Origin of the sequence: Falsiroseomonas sp. HC035 (genome assembly GCF_050563525.1) — a bacterium.
Lineage (GTDB): Bacteria > Pseudomonadota > Alphaproteobacteria > Acetobacterales > Acetobacteraceae > Falsiroseomonas.
The window spans coordinates 1-24,607 of sequence record NZ_JBNXUN010000033.1 but is presented as its reverse complement, the minus strand read 5'-3'; the positions used below and the strand labels follow the sequence as shown (position 1 = coordinate 24,607).

The 24,607-nt window shown below is 62.1% G+C and carries 26 protein-coding genes and 1 pseudogene; 14 read left to right on the top strand and 13 right to left on the bottom strand.

What is annotated here, in order from left to right; translation table 11 throughout:
• Window positions 1–778, top strand: a 778-nt coding sequence (locus ACLF3G_RS28355) for a hypothetical protein (RefSeq protein ID WP_430672734.1), incomplete at its 5' end; no start/stop codon positions are given.
• A gap of 88 nt (window positions 779–866) precedes the next feature.
• Here the strand turns inward: ACLF3G_RS28355 and ACLF3G_RS28350 are convergent.
• The 5 genes from ACLF3G_RS28350 to ACLF3G_RS28330 form a co-directional block, all read right to left on the bottom strand.
• The gene (locus ACLF3G_RS28350) at window positions 867–1,025 is read right to left on the bottom strand and encodes a hypothetical protein (protein ID WP_430672733.1); all 159 of its coding nucleotides are present in this window, start codon (window positions 1,023–1,025) and stop codon (window positions 867–869) included.
• Window positions 1,026–1,095: 70 nt separating this feature from the next.
• A complete protein-coding gene (locus ACLF3G_RS28345; RefSeq protein ID WP_430672732.1) occupies window positions 1,096–1,302 on the bottom strand; it encodes a hypothetical protein in 207 nt (68 codons plus the stop codon).
• Window positions 1,299–2,843, bottom strand: a complete 1,545-nt coding sequence (locus tag ACLF3G_RS28340; RefSeq protein ID WP_430672731.1) for a hypothetical protein — start codon at window positions 2,841–2,843, stop codon at window positions 1,299–1,301. The genes ACLF3G_RS28345 and ACLF3G_RS28340 overlap by 4 nt, the downstream gene beginning before the upstream one ends.
• A 782-nt stretch (window positions 2,844–3,625) precedes the next feature.
• Complete coding sequence (locus ACLF3G_RS28335; protein WP_430672730.1) at window positions 3,626–4,318, bottom strand: recombinase family protein; 693 nt, start codon at window positions 4,316–4,318, stop codon at window positions 3,626–3,628.
• A gap of 7 nt (window positions 4,319–4,325) precedes the next feature.
• On the bottom strand, window positions 4,326–4,481 hold the full coding sequence (locus ACLF3G_RS28330) for a hypothetical protein (protein WP_430672729.1): 156 nt from the start codon (window positions 4,479–4,481) through the stop codon (window positions 4,326–4,328).
• A 575-nt stretch (window positions 4,482–5,056) separates the two neighbouring features.
• Between ACLF3G_RS28330 and ACLF3G_RS28325 the strand changes: the two genes are divergently transcribed.
• The 3 genes from ACLF3G_RS28325 to ACLF3G_RS28315 all read left to right on the top strand — a co-directional run bounded on the left by ACLF3G_RS28325 (window position 5,057) and on the right by ACLF3G_RS28315 (window position 6,804).
• Window positions 5,057–5,632: a group I intron-associated PD-(D/E)XK endonuclease gene (locus ACLF3G_RS28325; RefSeq protein ID WP_430672728.1), complete on the top strand. Its 576-nt coding sequence runs from the start codon at window positions 5,057–5,059 to the stop codon at window positions 5,630–5,632.
• A gap of 306 nt (window positions 5,633–5,938) precedes the next feature.
• Window positions 5,939–6,562, top strand: coding sequence for a hypothetical protein (locus ACLF3G_RS28320; protein ID WP_430672727.1), 624 nt, complete (start codon window positions 5,939–5,941; stop codon window positions 6,560–6,562).
• On the top strand, window positions 6,553–6,804 hold the full coding sequence (locus ACLF3G_RS28315) for a hypothetical protein (protein WP_430672726.1): 252 nt from the start codon (window positions 6,553–6,555) through the stop codon (window positions 6,802–6,804). Before ACLF3G_RS28320 ends, ACLF3G_RS28315 begins: the two co-directional genes overlap by 10 nt.
• A gap of 205 nt (window positions 6,805–7,009) precedes the next feature.
• Here ACLF3G_RS28315 and ACLF3G_RS28310 read toward each other — a convergent pair whose 3' ends face one another.
• Together ACLF3G_RS28310 and ACLF3G_RS28305 are read right to left on the bottom strand one after the other, a co-directional pair.
• Window positions 7,010–7,288 carry a PilZ domain-containing protein gene (locus ACLF3G_RS28310; RefSeq protein ID WP_430672735.1) on the bottom strand — a complete coding sequence of 93 codons (279 nt, stop codon included), beginning with the start codon at window positions 7,286–7,288 and terminating at the stop codon, window positions 7,010–7,012.
• Between the two features lie 206 nt (window positions 7,289–7,494).
• On the bottom strand, window positions 7,495–8,196 hold the full coding sequence (locus ACLF3G_RS28305) for a PEP-CTERM sorting domain-containing protein (protein ID WP_430672725.1): 702 nt from the start codon (window positions 8,194–8,196) through the stop codon (window positions 7,495–7,497).
• 518 nt (window positions 8,197–8,714) lie between these two features.
• On the opposite strand from ACLF3G_RS28305, the gene ACLF3G_RS28300 reads away from it, so the two are divergent.
• On the top strand, window positions 8,715–9,767 hold the full coding sequence (locus ACLF3G_RS28300; protein WP_430672724.1) for a hypothetical protein: 1,053 nt from the start codon (window positions 8,715–8,717) through the stop codon (window positions 9,765–9,767).
• 59 nt (window positions 9,768–9,826) lie between these two features.
• On the opposite strand, the gene ACLF3G_RS28295 is transcribed toward ACLF3G_RS28300, so the two are convergent.
• Window positions 9,827–10,471, bottom strand: coding sequence for a hypothetical protein (locus ACLF3G_RS28295; protein WP_430672723.1), 645 nt, complete (start codon window positions 10,469–10,471; stop codon window positions 9,827–9,829).
• Window positions 10,472–10,829: 358 nt separating this feature from the next.
• Between ACLF3G_RS28295 and ACLF3G_RS28290 the strand changes: the two genes are divergently transcribed.
• The 3 genes from ACLF3G_RS28290 (at window position 10,830) to ACLF3G_RS28280 (ending at window position 15,436) form a co-directional block, all read left to right on the top strand.
• Window positions 10,830–11,219 carry a hypothetical protein gene (locus ACLF3G_RS28290; RefSeq protein ID WP_430672722.1) on the top strand — a complete coding sequence of 130 codons (390 nt, stop codon included), beginning with the start codon at window positions 10,830–10,832 and terminating at the stop codon, window positions 11,217–11,219.
• Window positions 11,220–11,783: 564 nt separating this feature from the next.
• Window positions 11,784–13,892: an HWE histidine kinase domain-containing protein gene (locus ACLF3G_RS28285; RefSeq protein WP_430672721.1), complete on the top strand. Its 2,109-nt coding sequence runs from the start codon at window positions 11,784–11,786 to the stop codon at window positions 13,890–13,892.
• A 119-nt stretch (window positions 13,893–14,011) separates the two neighbouring features.
• Window positions 14,012–15,436 carry a sensor histidine kinase gene (locus tag ACLF3G_RS28280; RefSeq protein ID WP_430672720.1) on the top strand — a complete coding sequence of 475 codons (1,425 nt, stop codon included), beginning with the start codon at window positions 14,012–14,014 and terminating at the stop codon, window positions 15,434–15,436.
• Window positions 15,437–15,612: 176 nt separating this feature from the next.
• On the opposite strand, the gene ACLF3G_RS28275 is transcribed toward ACLF3G_RS28280, so the two are convergent.
• Window positions 15,613–16,014: a response regulator gene (locus tag ACLF3G_RS28275; protein ID WP_430672719.1), complete on the bottom strand. Its 402-nt coding sequence runs from the start codon at window positions 16,012–16,014 to the stop codon at window positions 15,613–15,615.
• Between the two features lie 386 nt (window positions 16,015–16,400).
• Between ACLF3G_RS28275 and ACLF3G_RS28270 the strand changes: the two genes are divergently transcribed.
• On the top strand, window positions 16,401–17,390 hold the full coding sequence (locus tag ACLF3G_RS28270) for an ATP-binding protein (RefSeq protein WP_430672718.1): 990 nt from the start codon (window positions 16,401–16,403) through the stop codon (window positions 17,388–17,390).
• Window positions 17,391–17,630: 240 nt separating this feature from the next.
• Window positions 17,631–17,837 carry a hypothetical protein gene (locus ACLF3G_RS28265; protein ID WP_430672717.1) on the top strand — a complete coding sequence of 69 codons (207 nt, stop codon included), beginning with the start codon at window positions 17,631–17,633 and terminating at the stop codon, window positions 17,835–17,837.
• Window positions 17,838–17,944: 107 nt separating this feature from the next.
• Here ACLF3G_RS28265 and ACLF3G_RS28260 read toward each other — a convergent pair whose 3' ends face one another.
• The gene (locus tag ACLF3G_RS28260; RefSeq protein WP_430672716.1) at window positions 17,945–18,238 is read right to left on the bottom strand and encodes a hypothetical protein; all 294 of its coding nucleotides are present in this window, start codon (window positions 18,236–18,238) and stop codon (window positions 17,945–17,947) included.
• Window positions 18,239–18,361: 123 nt separating this feature from the next.
• Between ACLF3G_RS28260 and ACLF3G_RS28255 the strand changes: the two are divergent.
• Window positions 18,362–18,649 (top strand): annotated as a pseudogene (locus ACLF3G_RS28255) (DUF2182 domain-containing protein); the annotation flags it as partial.
• A 54-nt stretch (window positions 18,650–18,703) separates the two neighbouring features.
• The gene (locus ACLF3G_RS28250; RefSeq protein WP_430672715.1) at window positions 18,704–19,339 is read left to right on the top strand and encodes a 2-hydroxychromene-2-carboxylate isomerase; all 636 of its coding nucleotides are present in this window, start codon (window positions 18,704–18,706) and stop codon (window positions 19,337–19,339) included.
• A 135-nt stretch (window positions 19,340–19,474) separates the two neighbouring features.
• On the opposite strand, the gene ACLF3G_RS28245 is transcribed toward ACLF3G_RS28250, so the two are convergent.
• Window positions 19,475–20,644, bottom strand: a complete 1,170-nt coding sequence (locus ACLF3G_RS28245; protein ID WP_430672714.1) for a CynX/NimT family MFS transporter — start codon at window positions 20,642–20,644, stop codon at window positions 19,475–19,477.
• Window positions 20,645–22,314: 1,670 nt separating this feature from the next.
• Between ACLF3G_RS28245 and ACLF3G_RS28240 the strand changes: the two genes are divergently transcribed.
• Complete coding sequence (locus ACLF3G_RS28240) at window positions 22,315–22,896, top strand: hypothetical protein (RefSeq protein ID WP_430672713.1); 582 nt, start codon at window positions 22,315–22,317, stop codon at window positions 22,894–22,896.
• Window positions 22,897–22,908: 12 nt separating this feature from the next.
• Entirely contained in the window at window positions 22,909–23,151 is a 243-nt protein-coding gene (locus ACLF3G_RS28235) for a hypothetical protein (RefSeq protein ID WP_430672712.1), read from the top strand.
• Window positions 23,152–23,469: 318 nt separating this feature from the next.
• Here the strand turns inward: ACLF3G_RS28235 and ACLF3G_RS28230 are convergent, their stop codons facing one another.
• Together ACLF3G_RS28230 and ACLF3G_RS28225 are read right to left on the bottom strand one after the other, a co-directional pair.
• Window positions 23,470–23,709, bottom strand: coding sequence for a hypothetical protein (locus tag ACLF3G_RS28230; RefSeq protein WP_430672711.1), 240 nt, complete (start codon window positions 23,707–23,709; stop codon window positions 23,470–23,472).
• A gap of 17 nt (window positions 23,710–23,726) precedes the next feature.
• On the bottom strand, window positions 23,727–24,254 hold the full coding sequence (locus tag ACLF3G_RS28225; protein ID WP_430672710.1) for a hypothetical protein: 528 nt from the start codon (window positions 24,252–24,254) through the stop codon (window positions 23,727–23,729).
• Window positions 24,255–24,607 lie beyond the last annotated feature (353 nt).

Here is a 24,607-nt window from a genome sequence, read left to right as displayed (position 1 = left end):
GTATCTTGTCTGCGACAATGCCCATCGCAGGGTGCCGGACAGCGACTTTGGCGATCCCATGTGCGAGGAACGCGATCTCATGCCGCTCGGACCACTTGAGGATGCCGTCCTCGGAGGCATAACTGGGCTGCTTATCGACAAGCGCCAGCCGCGCAGCCCCCGCATAATCGAGATCGAAGACGAACTTGGCAAGCTCTCCGATGCCGTCGCGCTGAAGCGCCGCAGCCTGGACGCCGCGATGGAGAAGTTCGACGAAGATGCAGAATTACTCCAATCTATTTCACGCGTGACTGCCGGGATCAAGGCTGATCAGAAGCGCCACTCCGATCTACAGCGGGAACTCTCGTCCCTGCGCGGCGCCACTTCGTCGAGCGATGCAGGCGATCTTATCCGCGACCTGCGCGAGGATGCCCAGTCTGACGATCCCGACGTACGACTGGTAGCCCGGCTGAAAATCTCCGCCGCTTTGCGATCGGTCGTAAACGACATGTGGGTGGACACCACGAAGGATAAGGCAGGATTGGTTCTAGGACCGCTGCTGTTCGTAGTGGTGGGTGGCAGATATGGCGTGCTGAAGATGGAAGCCAAAGATATCCTCGACGAATTTAAGGACCTACCTGTTGATCATCCTCGCCTCGTTCGCTTCCAGCGCGTCATGTCACGTATGACGAAGGCGGAATACGTCGACAGCAGCGGCAACGAAATGATCAGCTTCGCCGTGCCGGGCGATCCTGATGACAGTGGCAGAGCAGGTGGAATCGTCCTGCTGAACGACTAGGCTCAGGACCCACCGGTTGAGCAGGAGCGACCTAGCTGCGCTCTCTATGGCCTTTCCCGACAACCGATCCCGACACCGGGCAGACGACCTACCGGAACTCCTCCCGCTGCTGCCCCGACGAGGCGGCGGTCGCCGAGGCGCACAGCACCTCGTACCCAGGCTGGGCGGCAGGCGGACATCTCGTCATCACGCCCAGCACAAGCCGATGTAGCGCATCCTCGTCGAGGGTGAGGTGGCTTGGTGCCATTCGGTCTCACGTTTCGCGAACTGCTGGCTTTGGCAAAGATTTTCGTCGGCCCTTCGGCTGTGGTGCAGTGTCACCGCTCCTCCCTTTGCCACCACAAGGCTGCCAATGCGGCGTCCTCGCGGTACTGGAACACGACAGTCCGTCCCAGCGAAATCAGGTACTCGCCTTCGCAGTTGTCAGCACACCACTGCCGAACCTCGGCTGCATCCTCGTACCAGATCGGGATGCAGATGTGGCAGCCATCATCTTGAAGCTCCCAGTCACCGGCCGCCATCATGGTCGCGCTTCTCCGGCATCAGTCTTTTTGGGCCGTCCGCGTCCTCGATAGGTGCCCTCTGCCTTCCTCTCGGCCTGCTTCCGCTCGCGGTGAGCACGAACCCTCTCAGAATTAGACTGCCGCCGTCGCTCATGTCGTGCCTGCACGACATCATCAGACACCTTTGCATATCGCTGCGGGCGAACGATGTGACCGATACCGACATCCACGCACTGCAACTCGACTTCTGCCAGCCGGTGCTCCCCGATGAACGACGCGAGGAACCGCGCCTGCTCGCCATCATAGACATTCCAGTAGACGGTGCCGTCGAACTCCGGCCTGCGAATGGCCGAGCGAAAGAGGAACTGCAAGACAGCTTCGAACTCGCGCGACCGCCGCACCTCCTCCTCGTCGATGCCGAACATCGTCAACGCCTTCCGCTCCTGCGGGGAAATCTTTGCGGAGAACAGCATGGTGGCATGCTCGAAATCGTCGTAGTCGTTTGATCCGGCGACACAGGGTGTGAGGCGCAAGCCCATCACCCGCGCCTGCGTGACGGCTGCCTCGATCTCATTGTTGCAGGCGAACATGTGCTGGGCCGCTGGCGTGTTGTCGGCAATCCAGCGCGAGACGGCACCGATACAACTCTGTCCCTCCGGATGGTTGGTCCAGAACGTCGTCGATCCGGGATTCTCGGTGAAGTACCTGAGGACGACACGACGCGCCGCATGTTGGCGCCGCGTCCATGGCAGCGCCAAGGGTTGGAACCGTGCACGGTAGCCCTCACCGGGCCGCTCCGCCATGAGGCGCCGAGTGATTGAGTGAGAGAAAGCGTTCCCGACGAGCAACACTCGATCAAATGCAGCAAGCTCCCCCACCTCCCAGATGCTCCACCAACTCCATTCATCGCCGCTCTCCATTTCCTCCCATGCTTGGAGGTTGGCATAGACTCCCGAGCGCGACAGCGCGCGGCGATGGAATGCTACCGCCCCACCGACGAGATCGTCACGGGAGATCATCTGCGCGCTCGGCGCGTTGGAGCGAACGACGACCCGGCTCCATGCGCCTTTCCCCGGCTGCCGATGCAGGACGTAGTGTGCCTCAAGGTGCGCTCGCGAGCCGCCGGTGCGCCACGTGTCACATGCGACGATGCTCGGCACTTCATCGACGAGGAGTGTCCATCCTGAATACGCGGAAAGATCGGTCGTCATCATCGCAGCATGGGTGCAGATGACCACGACATGTTGCCGCGCACGATACGTGTCGGCGGCCTCGGCAACGGCTCGTCGAACGCTCCGCGCATGCGTGGCAGTTGAGATGGTGATGACCTCAACACACGGCGGCAGACCTGCGGCGAAAATACGCTGGCGCAGTCCATCCTCACCCGTGGCATGTTCGACGAGGAGCTTCTTCGTTGGAACAGCGAGGAGGTACCGTCGGGGTGCTTCGACGACGATGCGCTTGAGGTATTCGGATTTTCCGCTCCCCGGTGGGCCTTCGTTGTACTCGATAGTGATGTCATGCGGGTCCGTGACGAACCCATCGTTTGTCGGCTTAGGCAAAATGCTCCTTCAGTACCGGCTCAAATGCGGTAACGGCACGTCTCGCCCTTACGGGTCAAGATAATCAGTTCGCTTCACCCCTTATAGAAGGAGTGGTTCCGTATTTATCAGGTCGGCCCTGCGGGCCATCGCGGCTCGCTTTGCTCGCCGCTCAACCACACGGAACGCCTGATGACCTCAAGATACAGGGCGGGGATTCGGAACCACAACCCTACATTCGCGAACGGAGACGCGACAGGTGTGGGCGAACGGACGAGGACCACAGACCGAGCGGAGCGAGGTCGAGGACCGGAGAACGAGAGGTCGCCCGCATCTGTCGGGCGGAGGTGCGCGCCGCAGGCGTGCGCCGCCCAACGCCCGGCTGACACGGCTGAAGTACAGGCCGGTGAGTACCTGCTCGACGCCTTAGCGCCAGATCGCACCTCAGTCCCGTGCATCTCCCTGCATCCAGATCACCGATGCACTTGCTCGCGTCCGCTTGGCGCGGCGCGCCTCACGGCCGCGTGCCAACTTCGCCCACCGCGCCAAGGCCGCCTTCGGCGTCCTCCACACGGCTGGGCTTGTCGGCCTTCGCTTCGCTGCTCGGGACCGGAGGCACGTCCCGCGAAACCGACACTCGTGTACTTCGACCGGCAGGTCTACCTCATTTGCGATGGCGTCGCGAACTGGCGAAGGACCGAGGTGGCGAAAGGGCGCGAACTACCGGACGTGCCGTTACGGCATTGCGCGAGCATGCCAGCGGAATATCAGCGATCAGCACCCTTCGACGCTCTCGCCGCAGTCTATGCGTGGATGGTGTTTCCAAGGATCGCCTGCACGGTGGATGCATAGAAGCGCCCACCGGCCTTCCCGGTGATTCCGTCAGCGTTTAGTGCGTTTGCGATCTTGCGCAGCGGAACTCCCTGGTCACGCAGCAGACGAATGCGCGCCACCAGCAAAGCCTCACGCTCATCCCTGACGAGGTTGTCTCCCTCGCGTGCGAAACCGAGCGGGATCGGCCCATAGACGGCTCGCTGGCGCTTCTTGAACTGCAAGCTGGCGGCTGTCCGTTCGCTGATGAGATCGCGTTCGAACTGCGCGAAGCCCGCCATCATCGTCAACATCATTCGCCCCATTGCGGAGCGTGTGTCCACCGCAGCACCGCCCATGTCGATGAGATGAAGGCCAACGCTGGCCTTATCCCAGTGCGCCATCCGACCGAGCGCGTCGTGGGCGTTCCTGAACAGCCTGTCCAGTTTGAGCGCTACCACCTCGGTGACGGTGCGACGCTTCGCCATTTCGAGCAGCTTGGCGCCACCGGTTCGGTCAGCCAACGGTATGGTGCCGCTGATGCCTTCGTCGGCGATGATGTCTACGAGGTCCAATCCCCTCATCGCGCAGTAGGCGGTTAGCCGTTCGCGCTGCGAATCGAGGCTCACGCCCTCGCGAGCTTGGTCGGCAGTGGAGACCCGAATGTACCCGCAGCAATGCTTCACTGTAAGCTCACCCGTACACGACCGTGCGGTAATGTACTGTAGAACGGCCCATCAGCAACAAAATCATCAGGAAGAAAATCCAGCGATCTCGCATCGCCTCCGTCAATGCCAGGGTCAGGGTGGCCAGGAAGCCGCGTTGCAAGGCCCGGCCGACAACGGCCATCTTTGCACGCCAGCGGGCTCAGGCTGCCAGAAAAGGAAGCAGCGCTTGATCCGGCCGGGCATGGGGCACGCAACAAGGTCATGGGTCGAAAAGGCTCCGTGCCGACCGACACCATCGGCATGCTACTCGCGGTACGTGTTCAAGTCGGTGAACGTGCAGGGCAAGTTCAGTTGGGCGCCAATGCTCCGGCAGGCGCACACGCTGTTCCCCCTTGTCGTGCGGACCATCGTCAACGCGGTGCTGTCGCCGGGACCGGCGCGAAGAGGACGGAGATTGTCCTTCCTTGATCCGTCGCTGCTTTTTGGCTCGGCCAAAGCGTTAGATTTTTCAGGGGTCACGACTGCCATGAGTTGCTGGCAGAGACCCGCTTTTAATCGCGCAAGGACGACCATGCCCAAGCCGTCAACGACGATCCCATTTCGGCGATCCGGTATGCCAGCATGATGGTTCGCGAGAGTGTGCGTCCTGGACGCACCGACCAATGGGGAGCGGGTCCGATCCGTCGGAACATTCGTGGCGTCGAGGGCATTCCCCAGAGGGTGCGATGATGCCATTCATTCGGAACGACCGGGGAGATGGTAGAGATGTGGGCGAAGCCAACCCAGACAGGGCATGTGGCAGAAGCATTTTTTGCGATGGTCTGTCTTCGACTGAATATTTCGGTCTTTTCCTCTCATTTCGCCAATAATTTTGGCTATGACTTTATACTTGATTCTCAGAACCAATTTTTCAAGGGGCTATTACGGGTTCAAGTTCGGGCCGCGACAAGTGGCTCAGTCCCATCTTATCACGCCTCGATGTGGAGAATCAGCAATGACAAAAAGATTCCCTACCCTGAAGATAGCTGTGATTATATTGCCCTTGTCCACAGTGAGACCTCGGATTTTTGGATGGTGCCTTGGGACGAAATTCAGCAGTACATTGACAAGAAAAACGGGAACTTAGTCTGGTTGAAAAGGGGAAATGAGCCGCTGCGTTCCAGAAACTCCGCCAACCTGGACAGATATCACCTGTCCATTGCAACCTATAAAGATGTAGAGGCTGCAAGCACAAGATTTAAGGTGCACTTCCTCGACATTGCGCGGCGGCGCGCTCGACGTTTGAAGGAGGCTGAGAGTGCCGCGATAAAAGCCCCGCTGGACCCATCTTGAGGTGAAAGTGGGCAATCTCTCACCCAAAGACTTCATCGTCCTCTTCTGCGCGATGTGCCGCATCTCCCGCATCTGGAAGCGGGATCAGTTGCTCCGCGCCGTAGGCGCCTTCACGCCGCTCAACGACATCGGTCTGCATCCACGCTTGGTCTGCCAGGGGTGCGGAAGGCCGCCTAGTAACGCGCGTCCCTCCTGACAGGCTGAGTAGGCTCAGCAGCAAGACATCCAGGAGCGGATGCCCGATCGTTTTTCGCCGTGAGGTTCGGACTCATGAGACTTTCCAGTATCCCGTTAATCCGTTGGATCATGCGGCGCATCGACCACCACTCCAAATGGAGTCACCTCCGAAAAATAGGTAATTCGCTCGTCGTTCGTGCTACTGTTATCATGCCAGTGGTCGGCTACTTGATTTTGCTGAACCAGCAAATGCTTGAAGTCGGTGACATTGCCGGACGCTTTCAGTTATTTAAGCCAGATACCCCGTGGCGACTACTGGCCATCTACTACGGAACGCTGTCCTTAGGTTTGGGGTCGATGATCTACCTAGCGCGCTGTCCTGACCGGATTCGCAAGTATGAAACGGCCGTTGACTACTCGAATTCAGAAACGAGGTTCTTTTCCGAACATGCGCATCGAGATTATCTTGAGCGCGACCTAATATTTCAAGCTGACAAATTAACTCCTGAGCAACAAAAATATGAATACATATGGCAGATTTATAGTGTCAGCAAAGCCATAGCTGGCTCCTCCGTCGTCGTAATGATGACGCAACACTGGAACGTTTATGATTTACTATATCCTTGGTCGCGGTTTTTCGCGCGGTTCTTTTTCTGGTTGGGTTTCATCATCCTTGCAGTACCGAGCATTATTACCGTTGGTGAGGTTACGTGGTACACGCTGCGGATAATGGGGATAGATAGGTGGTTCTGAAATTTTGCATTTCGGGAGTAATCCTGGCTCTGGGTGTTGCTGTCTGCGGCGACAGCACGGCCTACACCCTCTACCGTGGCTCTGTTGTAGGCGACCATCTGCGCATTCACATCGCCGCATTTGATGCCAGCGACGGCGCCACCTACAATCGCGAGAATTGCCAGACAGCGGCCAATCTCTTCGCAAGGCAGCCGGGCGTGAGTGTCCGGTACTGGTGCGAGAAGGGCGGCTACCGCCGCTGAGCAGCTTAAGGTGTCCCCTTGGCCTGCCGTGCACGTGAAAGACGATAGCGGCGAAGCCCGTGGTGCCTATCGTCTGAGCCCGGTTGGACTGGCATGCGGCCGGGCTCTCTCCCCCTCCCGATAAATACCGGATCATTTAGGGGAATCTCGTGGCGCTCGCACGCGACGCGAGCGGCTCGACCGTCGCGCGCCAGCGAGATGAGGATTAGGAACCCTCGTCCGGTTCGTCGCAGTGGAGGAAGGTAAAGCCAACTTCCCTATCCCGCTGCCAACAGAGTTGGACGGCTCGGATGGTTCCGTCAGCTAGGGAAAGGAGGCCGACCTCGAAAGCGGTAGCGCCATCCAGCAGAAGAACTCGGGCGCCGGAATGCGACGCGTCCAGCACGGCGCATCGAAGATTCGCGGCGCCTGAGATCAGCATCCCGCTCTTGATCATGAGAGTTCGTTGTGACCGGCGCCGTTCCGGCACTGCACTGTGTTTCATAACGGTTGCAGATGCCTGAACGACTCCTTGAAGTCCAGCCGAATTGCTGTGATCAGGCGGAAGCTGCACTTTCGCTCCCGCCGCAGACCCGCATTATGGTGAGAGGCGGCCCCAATAGTCACAGGAGCCGCCTCAGTGTGCATTGATTGTCACTGGTCCAGCACGGAGGGTGCCTTGGCCGCCGCACCCCCGCGCCTTCAGCGGGATTATGCGGCTGCCACCTTGCGGCGCCGCCGCACCGCCACCATCCCGGCGAGGCCGAGGCCGAACAGCGCCAGGGAGGCGGGCTCCGGGACGGGAACCGGCGCCGCGCCCGTGGTGTCGGTCTTGAGGACCATCAGGTTGCTGAGGGTGAAATTCGCCCCGGCGTCGGTGTTGATCAGCCCCGGCGTCCAGGTCAGCGTCAGGGTGTCGGTGGGCGCGAACGTCGTCCCCCAGAAGCCCTTGAAGGTTCCCGGAATATTGTCCGGATAGGAATACGGGCCGCCCACGCTGTCCGTCAGTTGGAAGAACGGAACCTCGGTAAGGCTCCCGAGATACCACACACCGAGGCTGAGATCGCCAGCCATGCCGCTGATCTCGTAGGGCAGCGTGTAGGTGATCGTGTGCGCGCCGAAGCACTGCGTGCTGAACGACTGGCACTCGAAGAGACCGTTCATCTGCCCGGCGCCGGTGCCGCCCGCATCGGAGAAAAACGGCTTGTAGTTGCCGTCGCGGGTGCCGTGGAAGTTGTCCGTGTGGGTCGCGGTCTGCGCGGGCATGACGGCCAGGGAGGCCGAGCCCGAGACGACATTCGGCACGACGGCCTGCGTGTACCAGTCAGCGGCGTTGAGGTAGACGCCCGCGCTGGCGGGCGCGACATACGCGAAGGCCGCCAGGGCAATGGCGGCGAAGTTGAAGGAACGCACTGTGGGTGATCTCCACGTGAGAGGGAATGTTGGGGGGGGGTCGTGCTGCCGAACGTCCGAATCTGCCGGTCAAGGGGCGACCACCACTCCTATGCGGTGGCTGGCGCCCTCGGACCATCCAATCCGGCTTTTCCAAAAGACAAGATGATGGGTTGTTGCTCTCCTTTTTGATCCAATACGTCGATTTTGCTCAATCCCATTTTTCACATCAAGACGCTTCGGGTGTCGAGCCTCCGGATCATCATCAACAAACCGATACAATTTTCCCTGGTTAAATTTGGATCGAGCCACCAACAACATGAGCGTCATTATGTGATCTAGAGCGGCTGTCAGCGTGAATCTGGCAGTGCTGCTTGCCGTGAGTATCTGCATCCGCCGCAGGCTCGGTGCCTCAACGACAAGTTGCTTGCGCAGTGGCTCCCTCGTGGTCGAACGAGGAAGGAACGGACCCGTAGAGTCCTTGGTTCGGCCTGCCGCCATTTCCTTGGCAAAAATGGCCTTTCGGCTATCCGGGACGAATGGACCCTATCAGCCTTCCCTCCTGCGAGCGCGCGCCGATCCTTTTGGTCTTCGACGATCTTGCGCCGCGCGTCGCGGGGCTGCTGCGCGCACAGCCTGCGCTGGCGGCGCGGCTCATCTTCGCCCCGCGATCTGCCATCCATGCCGTTGGTGCTTTCCTGCATCTCGCGCCCGCTGCCGCGCTACCCGACGGGGAGGTATCGGCGCTCATTGAGGAGACTGACCCGCGCGAACTCCTCAAGGCGGCGATGCCAAACTGCCCCGCGCAGCTTTACCGAGCCCTGGACCGTGCAGGAGATCGTGTGCGCAGGAGGGAGTTCTACCTGCGGCTCTCAGCGGTCACCGCTGGTCCTCATGCAGACGCGTTGCTCGCCGGGGGATTGATCGACGAGATGCGCCTCAAATTCTTTGAGGCGCTGTCGCATATGGACCCAGCCGTCGCAGCACTCCAAGCAGGGCTGCGCGAGGACCGATATCTTTGTGCCGGAGTCGATAGCCTCGTCTCGCTGCTGCGCGCGCACGGCGCTTTGCGGGACGAAGACCTCACGCTTCCTCCCCGAGCGGGCCTACCGGCGGTCGCTCGGCGGATTCGGACAGCGCTCGGACGGATTGAAGCTCCCGATCCTGGCTTCACCGTCCCGCCGCCCTTCCGCCTCGTCACCAACACGATCGAGTTGCAGCGCGTGGCGACCGCCTTCAAGAACTGCGTTGCTTTACCGCAATGGCGTGCGGCTCAGTACCATCTCAGTCTGCTCGATGGCAGCACCGTCTTCCTCACTGCGGATGAGCCTCCTCTGCTGGCCGCGCTGCGCCGCGTTGCGACGGGTGTCTGGCACCTTGAACAGATCGTCGGACCAGCGAATGCGCCAGCACCAAAAGATGTGGAGATCGCACTTGTGGCCGGTCTGAAAGCCCACGGGCTGAAGATCGTCAGCGTCGATCCACAGACCGCATTGGGAAGGCTTGAACAGGAAGCTCATCGGCGAAAGCGCTCTGATGGTATCGAGCTTGCTGAAATCGATGACGACGACAGAGATGGGATCGCGGCATAGCGGACAACAAGCGTCTGAGCATCCTGGCCTGAAGCGGGCCGCTTGCACGGCCGCGTCGGCTACTTGAGCCTGCCTCGGCGTGCCTTCCCCGCCGTCGTCCATCGCGGTGGCTGTGGCTGCCTGATGCGTGGGCGCCGAACGGTGCGCAATGGCTCCTCGTCTACAAGGTCGGGGATCATCACGCCCGCGATTTGGGAGGGTGGAGGCAGTTCCTCCGCACCCACAACGTCACCCTGTCCAGGTGCCTCATTGGCAACTGCGGTACTGCTGGCGTCAGGCGTGGGCTTGGCACCGGCGCGAGCAGGCCGCAGCCGTTTGGGTGTGGCTTTGGTGACCTGCTGCTGCTGATCAGAGGCAGTAGAGGCAGGACCAGCCTTCAGCGTCGCAGGCCCTTGCAGCGCAATGTCGCTCGGGGTCATCGGTGCAGCCTCGCCGCTGGGCACTAAAACATCGTCAGGGCGCCGCTGGCGGTCCCGCTCGTACTCATCGACGAGAAGCAGCAGCGTTCCATAGGTCTCGTAGAAGCCAGCGCTGCGCGTAGCCAGGAAGGGCTGTTCGCCGATGCGGAAGACGCGCCGCTGCATCGTGAGCCTCTGCACCTGGATGATGGTTGCTGGAACGAAGGTGATGCCGCACGCGCAGGCGGCCTGCTGCTGGTCTGGTGGCAAATTCAAGAAGGCAATTTCCGCAAAAGGGGTTGGCAAGGGCTGGCTGGAACTTCGTTGAGGAGCATGCCCGGATCATCCCCGTGCACATGACGCGGCATCCGCAAATGTTCGCCAAAACGATCACTTGGATAAATAGGGATGAACCAATGGCAGAGGAGGCCGGGATGACAACACGCGAAATATACGAGGCAACACGAGGGCGAGGGTTGGTGCGATCGCAGCGCCAGTTCTCGCGTGAACTGCTGGGTATGGCTGCCAACTATGCTGCCGATACCGGGTTCGACCGGTGCAGCCCGACGGCACTACTACATCTGCACCGCAGGCTTGGCGAGGTCGGCCAGACTGATCTTCAAGCCAGTGTGGGCGAAAGGCTCCTTGGCGTGGAGGCGTGCGAATGCGTTTCGACGAAAAGGGGATGAGGTACGCCGAGATCGCCGGTTCAGATCAGCGCGCGGAGAAGACCCAGATGCGCAAGCTCATGGATAGCGTGAGGGCGGTGTACGCAGAGCGCATCTGGCCTGAGATCGACAGTGCTACTGCTGACCAGCAGGACACCATGCGTCACGTCGTCGATTGCCATGGCTTGACCGTGCACGACCTCCATCAGCAGTTCGCCCAAGAGTTCCAGGGACGGCGGCTCTGGTGCCGGAAGAACTGCCATAGCGGATTCACCGTGGCGCCAATCTGGGACGCCGCCCTCGGTCGCGACACTGGGCGCCGTTTCGCTTTCGCCGATCAGGCGGAGGCGGCCATGTTCCGCCGAACCTGGGGTGCGCGGAGCTAGTAACTCGATCCCATCGGGACGCTCAGACGCCAGGGTTGTTGTTTCGCGGGCCAAGCATGCTGCTCATACCGCTCTCGATATGAGCGTGCGGATCGTCGGCGGGTTGGGCGCGTCAGGTGGCGCCCGGCTCATCGATTGGCTGATATGAATCGAAGCGGGTTCTATACGGTGCGTCTCGGAGCCGGATGCCTTCCAGCTACTTCAGACCTGAGACGCAGACGACCGGAGAGGGGCTGACCTGAAGTCAAGCGCAGTGCGATTGGTTGGCGGAGCAGCGTGTCTAGTCGCGTGGCCTGTGCCAGAAGCTTGTCTTTTGCTGAAGCAGCAATGGCTGACGATTATCGTTCTCCGCGCGTTAGCTAAGCATAGTCACTTCGACGGCGGGTTGGTATGCATTCAGATCATGACCAACCTCCTTCATCATGCAAAGGTGCGGGTTGGGTCGCTGGCGAGCTTGAGCAAGCCGTCTCGGCACTGCGGGAAGCGCGCGACGAGGTTGTCGCCTTAGCTCACGATCGCGATGCAGCGCTGGCAGAAGCCCAGGCTCTCCGATCCGCCCTGGCCGTGGAGCGTGCCCTTCTGGCGCAGCGTATCGCAGATGCCGAGCAGGCTGCGGTGACTTCGGCGACGACAACGGCGGCTGAGGCTGCGGCAGAAGCCCTGCATGGCACGCTGGCTGAATTGGAGGTCACGACAGATAGGTTGGAGGCGGCCAATGCTGCCCTCGGCTCGGCCAACGCGGGCCAGGAGAAGACGCTGGTGGAGCAGCAGCGAGCCGAGCGCGCGCTTCGCGCAAGCGAGGCGCGTTGGCGCGGCGTATTCGAGCACATGCATGAGGGCTTTGCTCTCTGCGAGATGGTCGGAAGCGAGGAGGTGTTGAGCGACTTTCGCTACCTCGAAGTGAACGACGCATGGGAGCGGCTGACCGGCATCCCAGCGATGGCAACGGTGGGCCGCACGGCACGCGAGATATTCCCAGGGATCGAGGATTTTTGGGCCGCCACCTACCGGCGCGTCGTCGAAACCGGCGAACCTGCGCACGTTGAGCACCGTCTTGGCAATCGCTGGTACGAGGTATTGGCCTACCGGACAGAACCAGGGCGCTTCGCGACCCTGTTCATGAACGTGACTGAGCGAAAAGCTGCTCAGGCACGTCAGGACGCCTTCGTGGAACTTGGTGAACAGGCTCGGAGGCGGTGCGATCCAATGGAGATCACCAGCATAGCGGTTGAGATCATCGCACGTGGGCTCGGCGCTACAGTCGCGGGCTACGGCCGCAGAGACGCGGATCAGGAGAACCTCAAGGTCCAGCACGAGTGGACGGCCGTATCAGCGCCCTTGGGTGCTGACAACTGGCCGCTCGTCCAGTTCTGGAATGACTTCGGTGACCAGCTTGCACGAGGCGATGTTGTCACCAACGACGACGTGGCACAGGACCAACGCACCGCCGATGGTGCCGATATCTACATTTCCAGGAATGTCCGAGCCTTCTTGAACATCCCGATCGTTGAGGCGGGCAAGATCATAGCGATCTTCTACGTCCACGACGCAGTGCCCCGCCGCTGGTCGCCGGACGAAGTTGCTTTTGCTCGCTCGGCCGTTGATCGTGCTTGGTCGGCGGGAGCCAGGGTGCGGGCGGAGGAGGACCTGAGGGCGGCCAACGAGGCGCTCCTGGCGGAGGAAACCCGCCTCCGGCTCGCACTGGAAGGTGGTCGGCTCGGCACCTGGGAGTTGGACGTGCTAACCGATACCGCGCTGCGCTCAGAACGTCACGACGCCATCTTCGGCTACACCACGCCGCCCCCGCAGTGGGGATACCACCGCTTCGTCTCACAGCACCTTTTGCCGGAGGACCGGGAGCACGTGGAGGACTCCTTTCGCAGAGCGGTTGATGAAGGCACCGCTTGGCAGTTCGAGTGTCGCATTCGCCGCGCCGACACCAATGAGGTTCGTTGGATTGAAGCTCGCGGACAGCCCATGCGCGATGCCGAAGGCCAGACAGCACGACTGCTGGGCGTGGTCTCCGACGTGACGGAACGAAAGCGTGCTGAGGAGCGACGGGTGGTGCTGGTCAACGAGTTGAACCATCGGGTCAAAAATACCCTCGCGGTGGTCCAGTCCATTGCCGCCCAGACGACACGCAGCGCAACTGACCTCCACAGCTTCTCAGCCGCCTTCCAGGAACGTCTGTTTGCGCTCGCCAGTGCGCACGACCTGCTCACGCGTGTGCATTGGGAAGGTGCCGCGCTCGGCGCAGTGGTCCGCGCAGCCCTGGACCCGCTTGCGCTGGGCGACGCCAGGGTGGACCTGTCTGACTGCGCCGCGAGCATCGTGCTGCCACCCACGGAGGCGCTGGCGCTCACCATGGCCGTTCATGAATTGGCGACCAACGCGCTCAAGCATGGAGCGCTCTCCGTACCGGAGGGTCGTGTCGTGATCACCTGTCGTGCGGTCGGTCCCGATGCTGTGGCGCCAATTGTGGAGTGGGTGGAGAGTGGAGGCCCAGTTCTCAGCGGTCCTCCACTGCGCACCGGCTTCGGCCTACGGTTGCTGGGGCGTGGCCTGAAAGCGGAAGCGGGTATGGCGGCCGCCCTGCAATTCGAGCCGGAAGGTCTGCGCTGCACGCTGCGTCTTCCGCGTATCCACCAAGCCGCTCCTACATCCGAAGCCTGAGGCCGTCCCGCAAGTGCAGGGGCCGCCGCCGATTTACTTTTAACAACGATTTCTTCCGCTTTGCGATAATCTTTGCTTCAGCAAGACGGACGCTGAGTGGCGTGGCAGAATGGGCAGCGATGGATCGCTTTCACGCCCTCACGGTTTTGACGCTCGGATGGCCCCTATGGGGACGGCTGGGCGCGCTGGCGTTGCTCCTGCTGGCTGGCCTGGGGACACGCTTCGCACTCATAGGCACCGAGCCCGGCTACCCCTACCTGACCTTCTTCGTGCCCGTGATGCTCGCGGCGGTGCTGTTCGGCCACTTGGTCGGCTTCATCGCCACCGCCGCCAGCACCGCTCTCGCCGTCTGGTTCTTCGTCGCGCCGGTCGGCAGCCTGAGGATCGACGACCCTCATGACTTGAGTGCCGCGCTGGCATTCGCGATCAGCGGCTTTATGTTTGTCTGGCTGGCGGCAGCGGAGCGCCGCGTGTTGCGCCAGCGGGACGAGGCCAATGCGGCACTCCGCGAGGGCGAGGCACGCCTGCGGGAGGTGCTGGAAGGCATCGGCGAGCCCTTCTACTCGCTCGATGCCGATTGGCGCTTTCTCTACGTCAGCCGCAGCGCGCTCGCCATTTGGGGCAGGCAGGCTGAGGACGTGCTGGGCCGCCGCGTGCTCGACGCCCTACCCGAGGCGGCAGGAAGCGCGCCCTTTGCCGCCTTGGAGCAGGCGATGCGCACACGCCGCCCTGTGCGTCTTCAGGCCGTCTCCGGCGTCATCGGCCGCTGGGTCGAGGTGGACATCTATCCGTCGGAGACCGGCGGTCTGTCGGTCGCCTTCCGTGACATTCATGAAAGGAAGCTGGGTGAGGAGAGACAGCGGCTTCTTGTCGCGGAACTGACCCACCGCATCAAGAACACCCTCGCCCTGGTCGTGGCCATCGCCGAGCAGACCCGCCGGACAGTTTCTTCGCCTGACGCATTCGACGCGGTGTTCCGCGACCGCCTTGCTGCCCTGGCCCGCGCTCATGAGGCGCTGCAACGCGATGGCGGGGCGGAGACTTCGATAGAGGCCGTCGCGCGCGAGGCTCTGGCACCGTACGGGGGTGGGGTCGGTTTGAAGCGCATCGCGATCCAAGGGCCGGAGGCGCGCCTTCCTTCAGGCGCGGCAATGGCGCTTGGCATGGCCTTCCATGAGCTTGCGACGAATGCGGCAAAGCATGGCGCCCTCTCGACCTCCGAGGGACGGGTGCGGCTGTCCTGGGCGGCAGCGCAGCGGGACGATGGCGCGCCGGGCTGGGAGGTGGTGTGGGAGGAGCAGGGTGGTCCTGCGCTGGACGGGCCACCGGCGCACCAGGGCTTCGGCACGAGGCTGCTGCAACGTGGGCTGGCGTCCCAGATTGGCGGGACGGTTGCACTTGACTTCGCCCAATCCGGATTGAGGTGCCGGATTGACATCCCCCAGCATCTCGACGGCGGCGTTGAACTCGAACGCGACGACGCCGAACAGCAATCGTCGAACGGTGGCGGAACGGCGTGGGGTGGGGCTGCTGGGGTCAACTGAGGCGCAGCGCACTCAGGCAGGGGTCCGTGGCGGCCCCCACGCCTTCAAGGGCATTGGCTGCGACCCATTCGTGAGGTCGCGATCCTTGAGCACGCCGTACGCGCGGCGGAGGCGGTACCGACCCATCAATGCCAAGGCCCTTTGCTCTGTTCACGCTCGGCCTCGGTGGCGCCGCTTTAACTAAACCGGAAGGTCTCAGCCTCCGCTGTTGCACGGCGCACGGCTGCGAGAACGTCACGGCTGCTGGCTGGCTTGTGCAGCAGGGTGAGCGGCCCATGGCCACCGCAGTCTCGCCGCAACTGTTCCAAGCCACCCCGAGGCGACGAACCCGTCAGCACAACAACGGGGAGTAGCGGCCGGTTGATGGTCAGCGCGCGGATCAGGTCCTCGCCGGTCAGCCCTGGCATGTTCAGATCGGTGACAAGCACATCGAGCGCCTGACCCAGGCGGTAAGCCGCTTCTAGTGCTGTGGTGCCGTCGGAGGCGAGATGCACCTCATGGCCATCGTCCTCCAACATGTCGCTTAGCGTCAGCGCGATGAGCGCTTCGTCTTCGGCAACCAGGACGCAAGGAGACACAGCGGCTACTCCGCGTAAGTCGAAACACCTCAGGTCGAGGATTGTGTCAGAGTCAGGCTATAAAAGGCAATTTCCCAAGCTATACTTTATTCAAATTCCCACGCATTGTTGAAAGCGGAAGTGTGCCAACTCAAGGTCCCAAGAACGCCGTGTTGATCCATGGTCGATCTGGCTGTTGGTGGCTGCGAGCCCGCCGCAATCGGGTGCCGCGCGAAGCGGGAGCGTCGGCCACGGCACGGTCAGATTTGCAGGCAGCCATACCCTCACAACGCGAGACGGAAGCCACAGCAAGACCGACGGCGGCGCCTGTCGGCCGTTTCTACAAACCGGTGCAGTGGCTAAGGGCTCTGCCGACTCCGTTGCGGTGGAGCGGAGGGGCCGTCCTCGTGCTGATTGCCTTGGCGCTGCACTACGCGACGTTCGGACCAGCGCCAGCCATGCCCTTCCTGTCGTTCTTTCCGCCAATCATCCTGGCCTCCGTGTTCCTCGGCAGGGGGAGCGGCTTGATCGCCGTGGCGATCAGCACCGCGCTCTCTATCTACTTTTTCATCGAGCCACAGTTTCAGTTCGCCCTGCCCACCCCAGCCGATACCATCGGCGCGACCCTGTTCGTGCTCACCGGGTGCTTCATCGCGTCCATGGCCGAGGCGCTGCAAAGGGCCAATGTCCGTGCCGATCGGGCGCAGCGTGACGACAAGGCCGCCCTCGCCCGCGCCAAAGCGGCTTGGCACGACCTCGACCTCCTGCTGGTCGAGTTTGGGCACCGGACGAAGAATGACCTTCAGCGAATTACCGCCACCCTGATGATGCAGGCTGCCAGCGCCGCTCCCGAAGTCGGCGAGGCCCTGCGTGCTGCGGCGGAGCGGGTGCGGGTGGTGGCGCACGTTCATGACCGTCTGGCCCGCCGCGACGGCCACGTGCTGGTGGATGTGCGCGTGTTTCTCGAAGACCTGATTGCCGATCTGCGTGCCAGCACCGCCTATCTTCGTCCCGTGGGACTGTTCATCGAGGCGGAGCAGCACATGCTGTCCGTCAACCGCGCTGGCGCCGTTGGCCTGATCGCCAACGAACTCGTCACCAACGCCCTTAAGCATGCCTTTCCGGATGATCGGGAGGGGGCGATACGTGTCACCCTCCATAGCAGTGGCCCGGATTATCTGCTGGTCGTGGCTGACGACGGCGTTGGCATGCCGCAGAAACCCACTGACGACAGCCAAAGACCTGCGAAGCAGGGCGGCATGGGGCGGCGCTTAGTGCGGGCTCTTGCTGCGCAACTTGGTGGCAGCATCGAGACTTCATGCGCCGAGCCGTCCGGCACCATTTCGACGATACGGTTTCCAGTCAGCGCGCCGGGCACCTACGACGCGCCGGTGTAGGTGCACAGAGGCGCGTCCCGCTGGCGCGAAGTGTCTCGACGGTCAAGCTGCTCGGTCGAGCCGCCGCCAAGGACCTTCAGCGCGTTGTTGAGATGGCAATGGCGCGGTGTCGGACCGGCCGAGTATCCAGCCATCCGGCGCGTACTTCACAAATCCGCCTCTCCCATGGGCGCCGCCTTGTCGTCCAGCAGGTGAAGCGCATCCGCTCGGCCAGCTTTCATAGACGGCGACCAGACGGCCATGCTGGTCGTACTGCTCATGCTCCCACTCGCGGACCGGGCCGCGACGGGCGCGGAGCAGGACTCGGACCAGCTTCAGCGAGTGCCCGTCCGGAACATCGAATGCCGCCATGAATCCAGCCACCACGCGGTGCCGCTCGATACCTGTTTCGACGACGCCGGTAGCGCCGAGGCCGCCTATATCCGGCCCGCTGCATCTCGGACTTGACCGAGATCAATTGGATGAGCACGCGCCCGTGAGGAGAGGGGCAAACCCGGCATGCCGAGTGGAGGATGCTACTCGCGGGAGCGGGCCAGGACCTCTGTGATCCGCCGTCAGATCGTCGGTGAGCGCCAGCCGTGCCCATGGGTGGCATCCTGCTCCTGGCGAGCCTTGTCGATGATCAGGTGGAGGCGCCAGAATTGCAGATCGAGACCGTGACGATCTCGCAGGAAAGACCACGCAGCATCGGGCTCGGTGCAGAGATAGAGATCGAAGCGGCCGAAGGTTAGGAACAGGCCGCGCCGGTCGAACTCGGCGGAGAAGCGGCGGCGCTTCGGGGCAAAGGCGAGGGCAGAGCAGTTCAGGTCGTTGGAGGCGACCAGCATCAGCCTGAGTTTCGGGTCCACGGCAACCTCCGGTTCATGAGTTGATCTTTCTCATGATGGCGTTGAAAAAATAATACTTGGTGAGATTAATGTAAGGCTTTGTCGAGGGCGTGCGGCTCGTGACGCTGCCATGTCACCCTCTGCCGTTCCCCTGCCGAGTTCGTCCTGAAGCATTGGCGAGCCGGGTTTGGCGGCGCCTTCCGGATGGGCGTGGAGCATGGGGCATTCTGCGTCGAATGCTGCTGGGCGCTGATGGCGCTGCTGTTCGTCGGCGGCGTGATGAACCTGCTCTGGGTTGCAGCGCTGACGCCTGCGATCCTGGCAGAGAAGCTCATGCCGAAGGGCAGATGGATCGCCAAGGCCCTCGGCGCCGTACTCACCATCGGCGGCATCTGGGTGCTGATGGGTGGGCTACGGCATGAAGCCCTGTAATGGACCGACACCTGGACCTCCGCTGCGGGCGCAGGACTGGAATGGGAGCCGGAGATGAGCAGTACGCGCGGGATCGACTTCTGGTTCGCTGTTGGCAGCACCTACACCTATCTCAGCGTCATGCGCCTGCCGGACATAGAGCGCGACAGCGGGATTGCGTTTCGCTGGCGCCCCTTCAGCGTCCGGCAAATCATGCGTGAGATGGACAATCGCCATCTTCAAGGCAAGCCGAAGAAGTACGCATATATGTGGCGCGACATCGCGCGGCGGGCTGAAATGTACGGCCTCACAGCCATTGTGCCGGTGCCTCACCCGCTCCAAGAGTTCGACCTCGCAAATCGCGTGGCGGTCCTGCGCGCCCAGGAGGATTGGTGCGCCGCTTACGTGCGGGCGACCTACAGGAGGTGGTTCGTGGACGGCCAGGAACCTGGGAGTGAGCCAAACCTTTCCGCGAGCCTGCGGGAGGTGGGGCAGGACCCGGCGCGCGTTCTTCCTCTTGCGACCGGAGACGAGATTGGAAGGCTCTATGAAGAGGCAACTGACGAGGCCAGAACACTCGGCGTCTTTGGCTCGCCCACCTTCGCTGTCGGGCAGGAACTCTTTTGGGGCGACGACCGGCTGGAACACGCGGTGATGTGGCACCGCCATGGTCGCCTGGACCCGGCAGCAAGCGCCGCCAGCAAGGTCTAGATCAGGGTCGGACCGTACCTTTCACCTCTGGCGGGCGGAGCTGTCCGTGGCGTGAAGCGCGCCTGATCTGCGGCTGCGGCCCTGCTTCAACTTGCTGAGCAGGCCGAGCCCATCGTCTGCCTTAAGCGAGCAGCGTCACACCTGTCCGGGGCGCTTTTGGAAGGTCCGAAAGGCCGCGAACATCGGGATAATGGCGAGCACCAGAACACCTCCGAAGGCGAGCGACATGGCCGGGCTACCGGACAGGTCCAGCAGCCAACCCGCGATCGGCGGAAGACCGAAATGCCCGACGTAGAGCGCGGTGTAGAACAGGCCCATGCCGGTCGCCCGGCTTTCCGGACGCAGCACCTCGGAGGGCAGCGACATCACGACGCCGACCGGGAGCCCCATCATCAGGCCGATGAGGAGAAGCACGGGTACGGGCGGCGCCAGTGGCAGGATGAGCAAGCCGATCCCCCAGGCGATGGTGCCGGAGAGCAGCAAAAGGGTCCGCCGCCCGAAGCGCTGGGCGATGAGACCGCCCGCCTGCACCGAAGCGACACTGAGCCACGTCATGGTCGCCACCAGGGAGCCAGCGCTGCCGACCGTGTACTCCGCCTCGATCAGCAGGATGGGGACGAAGGCGAAAGTGACAGCGAGGGAGCCGTTGAAGACGCCCCAGATCGCCCCGGCGAGGCAAGCAAGCGCCGCTTCCCACCGCGAGATGCGCCCGCCGCTGGGCAACGCGGTGGCAGCGGCACGGCCGTCATTTGGGTGCAGGTGGTAGGCGAGAGCCACCAGCAGCAAAGCCGCCCCCGCGAAGATGGCTGTGACATGAAGGGCCGCCCCCCATCCCAGGCTTTCGGCCATACCGCCGAGGGTCAGGAGGGCGAGGCCGATCCCTATCGGGAAGGAGTTCACGAACACCGCCATCGCCAGCACGATCTCCCGACCTGCGAACCAGTCGGTGATCATCTTTGCCATGAGCACGTTCAGCAGGACGGCCCCAACTCCTGACATGACGCGGCCTGTGGCCAAAGCGGGGTAGCTGTCAGCGAAACCTGCTACGACGCCTCCGGCGACCATAAGCGCCAGCCCCGCCACAACGACACGCTTGTCACCGAACCGGCGACCGAGCAGCCCGCCCGGAAGGGCGAGGACCACTCCGGGCAGGAAGTAGAGCCCAATCAGGAAGCCGACCTCGGCGTAGGTGATGCCGAGGTCGGCGATGAGGGGCGGAGCCACCGACGGAAGCGACTGGAACTGAAAGCCCATGCTGGTGCGGGCGGCGGTCAGGACGGCCAGTGCCAACCAGCGTGCTTCCAATTTTAGGGGCCTCCGGGGAGCGAGGTTCGGAGATTGCGCCACGCCGTCTACAACCTCAACCTACTACCCGAATCCTTTTTCCTGCGCCAAAAATTTCATCATTGCGGTCGCCGTGCTTGTCGGCGCTGGGGCGCTTCCATAGAAATTTTACTTCGCTTGCGGATGCCGCCGTAACAAGTTCAGATGCGATTTAAAACTCCGAAGCGCGTCAAGTAGAAGGACAGACTGATTTGCGAATCCAACTTATTCTCCTGGCGGCCTTTTCCTGGACATCAACCACCGCTGACCAGTGGCCGCGCCAAATCGGAAATTGGGTAATTGAGCGGGACATTGCAGCGTCGCGCCCAACCGACACTGCGAACGCCTGTCGGATGTACATCAAGGCACCGCAGGACCAGCCAAGCATTGTGATAAGTCTGAGTCAGCGCGATACTCTCATAGTGACACTGGTTAATCCGCCAGTATCACCTGAACGGCTAATCGGCCGCGACTTAACGGTCTTTGCTGCGTCAGGCGGGAGCTTCTGGCTCAAAATCACGCAGGCACGCGAAGTGAATGGACGGCCATCCGTCAGTGGTCCTCTTGGCGAGACGGTGGATGGACGGGTTCTGCAAAGAGACATCGTTCATTTTTTGCATTCAGTTTCACGCGCTCGAAGCATTCGGTTTCATCTGGGCGATCGGCGAGAGGTAACGGTTATCACGGAAGGAAACGAGGAAGCTGTGACGGCCTTGAGCCGCGACTGCATCCTTCGACCCAATATTCCGATTTAGGTTAAGGGTTACGCCGCCTCAGGTGGAGTTCGGAGCCGATCTCAGACGAACGTCTGTTCCGTTCCATCCCGCTTCCAGGCCGCACTTGCGACACCCGCGCCGCCGACCCGCGCCGCAGCACGTACAACAAGCCCGCGCGCCGTCGCGTTGCGCACCGCCTAATCCCTCGCCGCCGAAGTTGTTGGCCCTCCGAACTACACGCCACGCGCATGAGCCTTAACTCCAACATCCATGACGGCCTCGCGGATGTGCGGCTTGCAACCGCCCCCAGTTTCCACCGAGACATCTCAACGGGACATCTGCGACCATCCCGCTCCGGAACACTGGTTCTGGGACGCTCGGTTAAAGATTTGGCGCCGGTCGCCCAACGACCGCGAGGCGGAGACCGCGCAAGGGATGGAATGCGGCGGCTGGACCTTCCATTTCCCCTTGCTCCTCGCGACGGTTTCGGCGAACGCCGCCCCACTGACCTAGACGTGCGGTGCCCGAGACGCGCCCGAGTCGATACGAAGAACGGGCTTATTCTGATCCGAATTCACGACCCAGCGGTGCCAGACCATCAGGCACGAATCATGCTGGGTTCGGCAACAGGCGGCGACCCACCTCCGACGATACTGGCGTCGCCGGTCGAGAATGTGCTGGCGCGTTCGGACGGATCACGGCCTGAAGGCCCATACTGGGTAGCGCGAGTGGCGTCACCCGCCCCCAGACATACAAATCGGGATCGGACCTCACGCCCGGGCATCTTCAGTTGACGTGGCCGAACGGCGAATCACGGAAGCTAAACCTTGAATACGCAAAGACGCATTTACTTGCTGTGTTGAATATTGACATTGACCATGTACTCGGAGCAGGAGCAGCCTCTTCCAGCCAAAGTCGGGGCGGGAGGATTAAGCAATGCATATCATCATGCGACGCTTTCCTAGGGCTGCTCATCTTGCGGAGGAGGGCGCCCGAAAGACCAAAGAATCTCTCCTCCCCATCTTGCAGAAGCATCCGGGCTGGAAGGGCTTCGTCGGCTTCCAATCAGAGCAGGGAGATGTCTGGGCCTGCACGATGTACAGCGATGCCTCGGCCGCGCGGGAATTGGCGGAAAGGGCCGCCGCTTGGAGGCAGGAGAACATGAGCGAGTTCCCCCCGCCGGAGAACTTCCTCGGCGAGGTGGGGGCGCATCTGGCCCTAAAGAGTGGCGGCCAGGACGACCTCTACTGCATGGTCAGGAAGGCCGAGGGCGCACCAGCTTCTAGTCCACAGCCCATAGGAGAGAAAATCCTGAACGCGGCGAAGTCGCTGCCGGGCCTCAAGGGGGCCTACATCATGCGCTCCACCGATGATCCCACTAAAGCGGCCTCGCTCTGGCTGTGCGACAGCCGTGAACACGCCATGGCCGTGCATGAAGAGACGATGGGGGTGCATATTCCGGGGGTGAAGACGCGGCTGGTGGGCGCGGGCAAGGCAGTGATCCTCGCCCTGCCGTAAAGGTAATGGCAGATGGCTGAGCCCACCGCCGAACCCCGGCAGGAGGAGGTCTGTTTAGCTTCACCCTCGCCCCTCCTGCCGCGTGAGGCGATGCACTCCGGCTGGCACACCGTGCTGTCGCAAGACTGGTTCATCGAGTTGCGGTACTGGGATGCACGCCTGCAAATCTGGCGCGTCTGCCCGAACTGCCGCGATGCCGAGACTCCTGAAGATTTGGGCTGTCAGGGCTATGTCTATTTGGGCGTTCGAGAGTAGGAGGTTGGGTAGCCTGCTGACATGCCTCAGCGTCGGCATGCCTGAAGATTTGACCGGTTTCGCGATAGGAACTGCGGTCATGGCGAGGAAAGTTAGATGCCGGTGTCAGGCGTGTTCCTGCGACACGCGCCACGCGACAGCGAGCCCAGACTAAGCGCGGTAACGGCCTCAATCTCAAAGCGCGCTTCGCTGCTCGAACTACACGAACCGTACTGAAGTGACCCTGATCAAAACATGAAGCCGGAACGACATGTCGTTGGGTGGCGGTCCTCTGGCGCTGGGTGAACCCTGCTATGCCGCTCGAAGCTCAGTGGCTAACTACTGCGGCGATGGCGGCAACCCGAACCACTCCGCTTGCCGAGCTTCGTCCATGATCGCCACCCACTGTGTGCTGCCCTCACGCACCAGCACGGGCGGAGTTGTTGCTGGCCCGCTCTGCTGAGCTTCGTGCTGGCGCAGCCGCGAGGCATGCACCTCGATTGCCTCACTCTCCTGCATGGGGTCGCTGCACATCAGCGCTCTGGTGGCGATCACTGTGGCACAGACCATTGCGTGCATCGTTTCCCTCCACGGTATCAGGGACTTTGGCGGCTGCGCACGGCCTCAAAAACGGTCGGCTCTTCGAGAACTTTGCCTTGCCGTACCTGCCAAGGCATGGAGAGCACACTGACCAGCCGCTCAGAACCGTCGAACAAAACGCTCATTTGGGGCCCGGTAGCGCTGAAGCTTACGTCGCTGATGCGATCCAGCGCGATGGGCATGCTGCGCAACAAAACTAGGCCCTGGTAGGACATGTCAAAGCGGTAGTGACCACCGACAAACACGGGCCAGAAGGTCAGTGCTTCGATCCTGCCCCACGTCGGCGGCGAGGGAGGGTAGCGAAGGCGCAAGTGTAGGCGCTCTCCATCAGGGGTGGCGAAGGACCAGTCCTCCTGGTTCTCCCGCACGCCGCCGCGAGAGCGGATGATGCGCTCCATGTTGCTGTCGGCGAAAACGAAGTGGCCGTAGGCGCCGGGCACGCCTTGGGGTCGTGCCGAGAAGCCGTGAATGATCATCCATCCCTCCGCCTCCGCCGCATTGCGCGCGGGGACGACGAGCACCACGGCATGATTCGGAGTCTCTGCCGTCCTATTCCCATCGGCATCTTGCGGAGCCATTTGGTCAGAGAAGGCGACGATGAGGTTCGCCCTCCGTGATCGAAGCGATTGTAGCGGACTGACCTGCCAGCCCGCAGGTAGATGGCGCTGAGCCACCGCCTCAGACACCTGGAAGGCAAGGAGGGTGCAGATGCTCACATCACGCTGGTCAAGTGTCTGGGACTGGCTGGCTGTACCGGGCAGGGCTGTGCAAGCAAAAGCGAATGCCAAAGATCGCCGACTGAACATGTCGATCTTCCTTTGGGATGGCTTAGCCCTCGATTCCTACTACCTCTCGCCCAAGGATTTCCAGGAAAGAC

Bases quoted from the DNA above. Each gene is read 5' to 3' on its own strand.
- ACLF3G_RS28280 (WP_430672720.1), top strand. From the start codon at position 14,012: ATGGATCGCTTTCACGCCCTCACGGTTTTGACGCTCGGATGGCCCCTA.
- ACLF3G_RS28235 (WP_430672712.1), top strand. From the start codon at position 22,909: ATGGCTGAGCCCACCGCCGAACCCCGGCAGGAGGAGGTCTGTTTAGCT.
- ACLF3G_RS28250 (WP_430672715.1), top strand. From the start codon at position 18,704: ATGAGCAGTACGCGCGGGATCGACTTCTGGTTCGCTGTTGGCAGCACC.
- ACLF3G_RS28325 (WP_430672728.1), top strand. From the start codon at position 5,057: ATGGTAGAGATGTGGGCGAAGCCAACCCAGACAGGGCATGTGGCAGAA.
- ACLF3G_RS28345 (WP_430672732.1), bottom strand. From the start codon at position 1,302: ATGATGGCGGCCGGTGACTGGGAGCTTCAAGATGATGGCTGCCACATC.
- ACLF3G_RS28350 (WP_430672733.1), bottom strand. From the start codon at position 1,025: ATGGCACCAAGCCACCTCACCCTCGACGAGGATGCGCTACATCGGCTT.
- ACLF3G_RS28310 (WP_430672735.1), bottom strand. From the start codon at position 7,288: ATGAAACACAGTGCAGTGCCGGAACGGCGCCGGTCACAACGAACTCTC.
- ACLF3G_RS28320 (WP_430672727.1), top strand. From the start codon at position 5,939: ATGCGGCGCATCGACCACCACTCCAAATGGAGTCACCTCCGAAAAATA.
- ACLF3G_RS28265 (WP_430672717.1), top strand. From the start codon at position 17,631: ATGCTGGTCGTACTGCTCATGCTCCCACTCGCGGACCGGGCCGCGACG.
- ACLF3G_RS28290 (WP_430672722.1), top strand. From the start codon at position 10,830: ATGCGTTTCGACGAAAAGGGGATGAGGTACGCCGAGATCGCCGGTTCA.
- ACLF3G_RS28240 (WP_430672713.1), top strand. From the start codon at position 22,315: ATGCATATCATCATGCGACGCTTTCCTAGGGCTGCTCATCTTGCGGAG.
- ACLF3G_RS28230 (WP_430672711.1), bottom strand. From the start codon at position 23,709: ATGCACGCAATGGTCTGTGCCACAGTGATCGCCACCAGAGCGCTGATG.
- ACLF3G_RS28330 (WP_430672729.1), bottom strand. From the start codon at position 4,481: ATGGCCGTTGTCGGCCGGGCCTTGCAACGCGGCTTCCTGGCCACCCTG.
- ACLF3G_RS28300 (WP_430672724.1), top strand. From the start codon at position 8,715: ATGGACCCTATCAGCCTTCCCTCCTGCGAGCGCGCGCCGATCCTTTTG.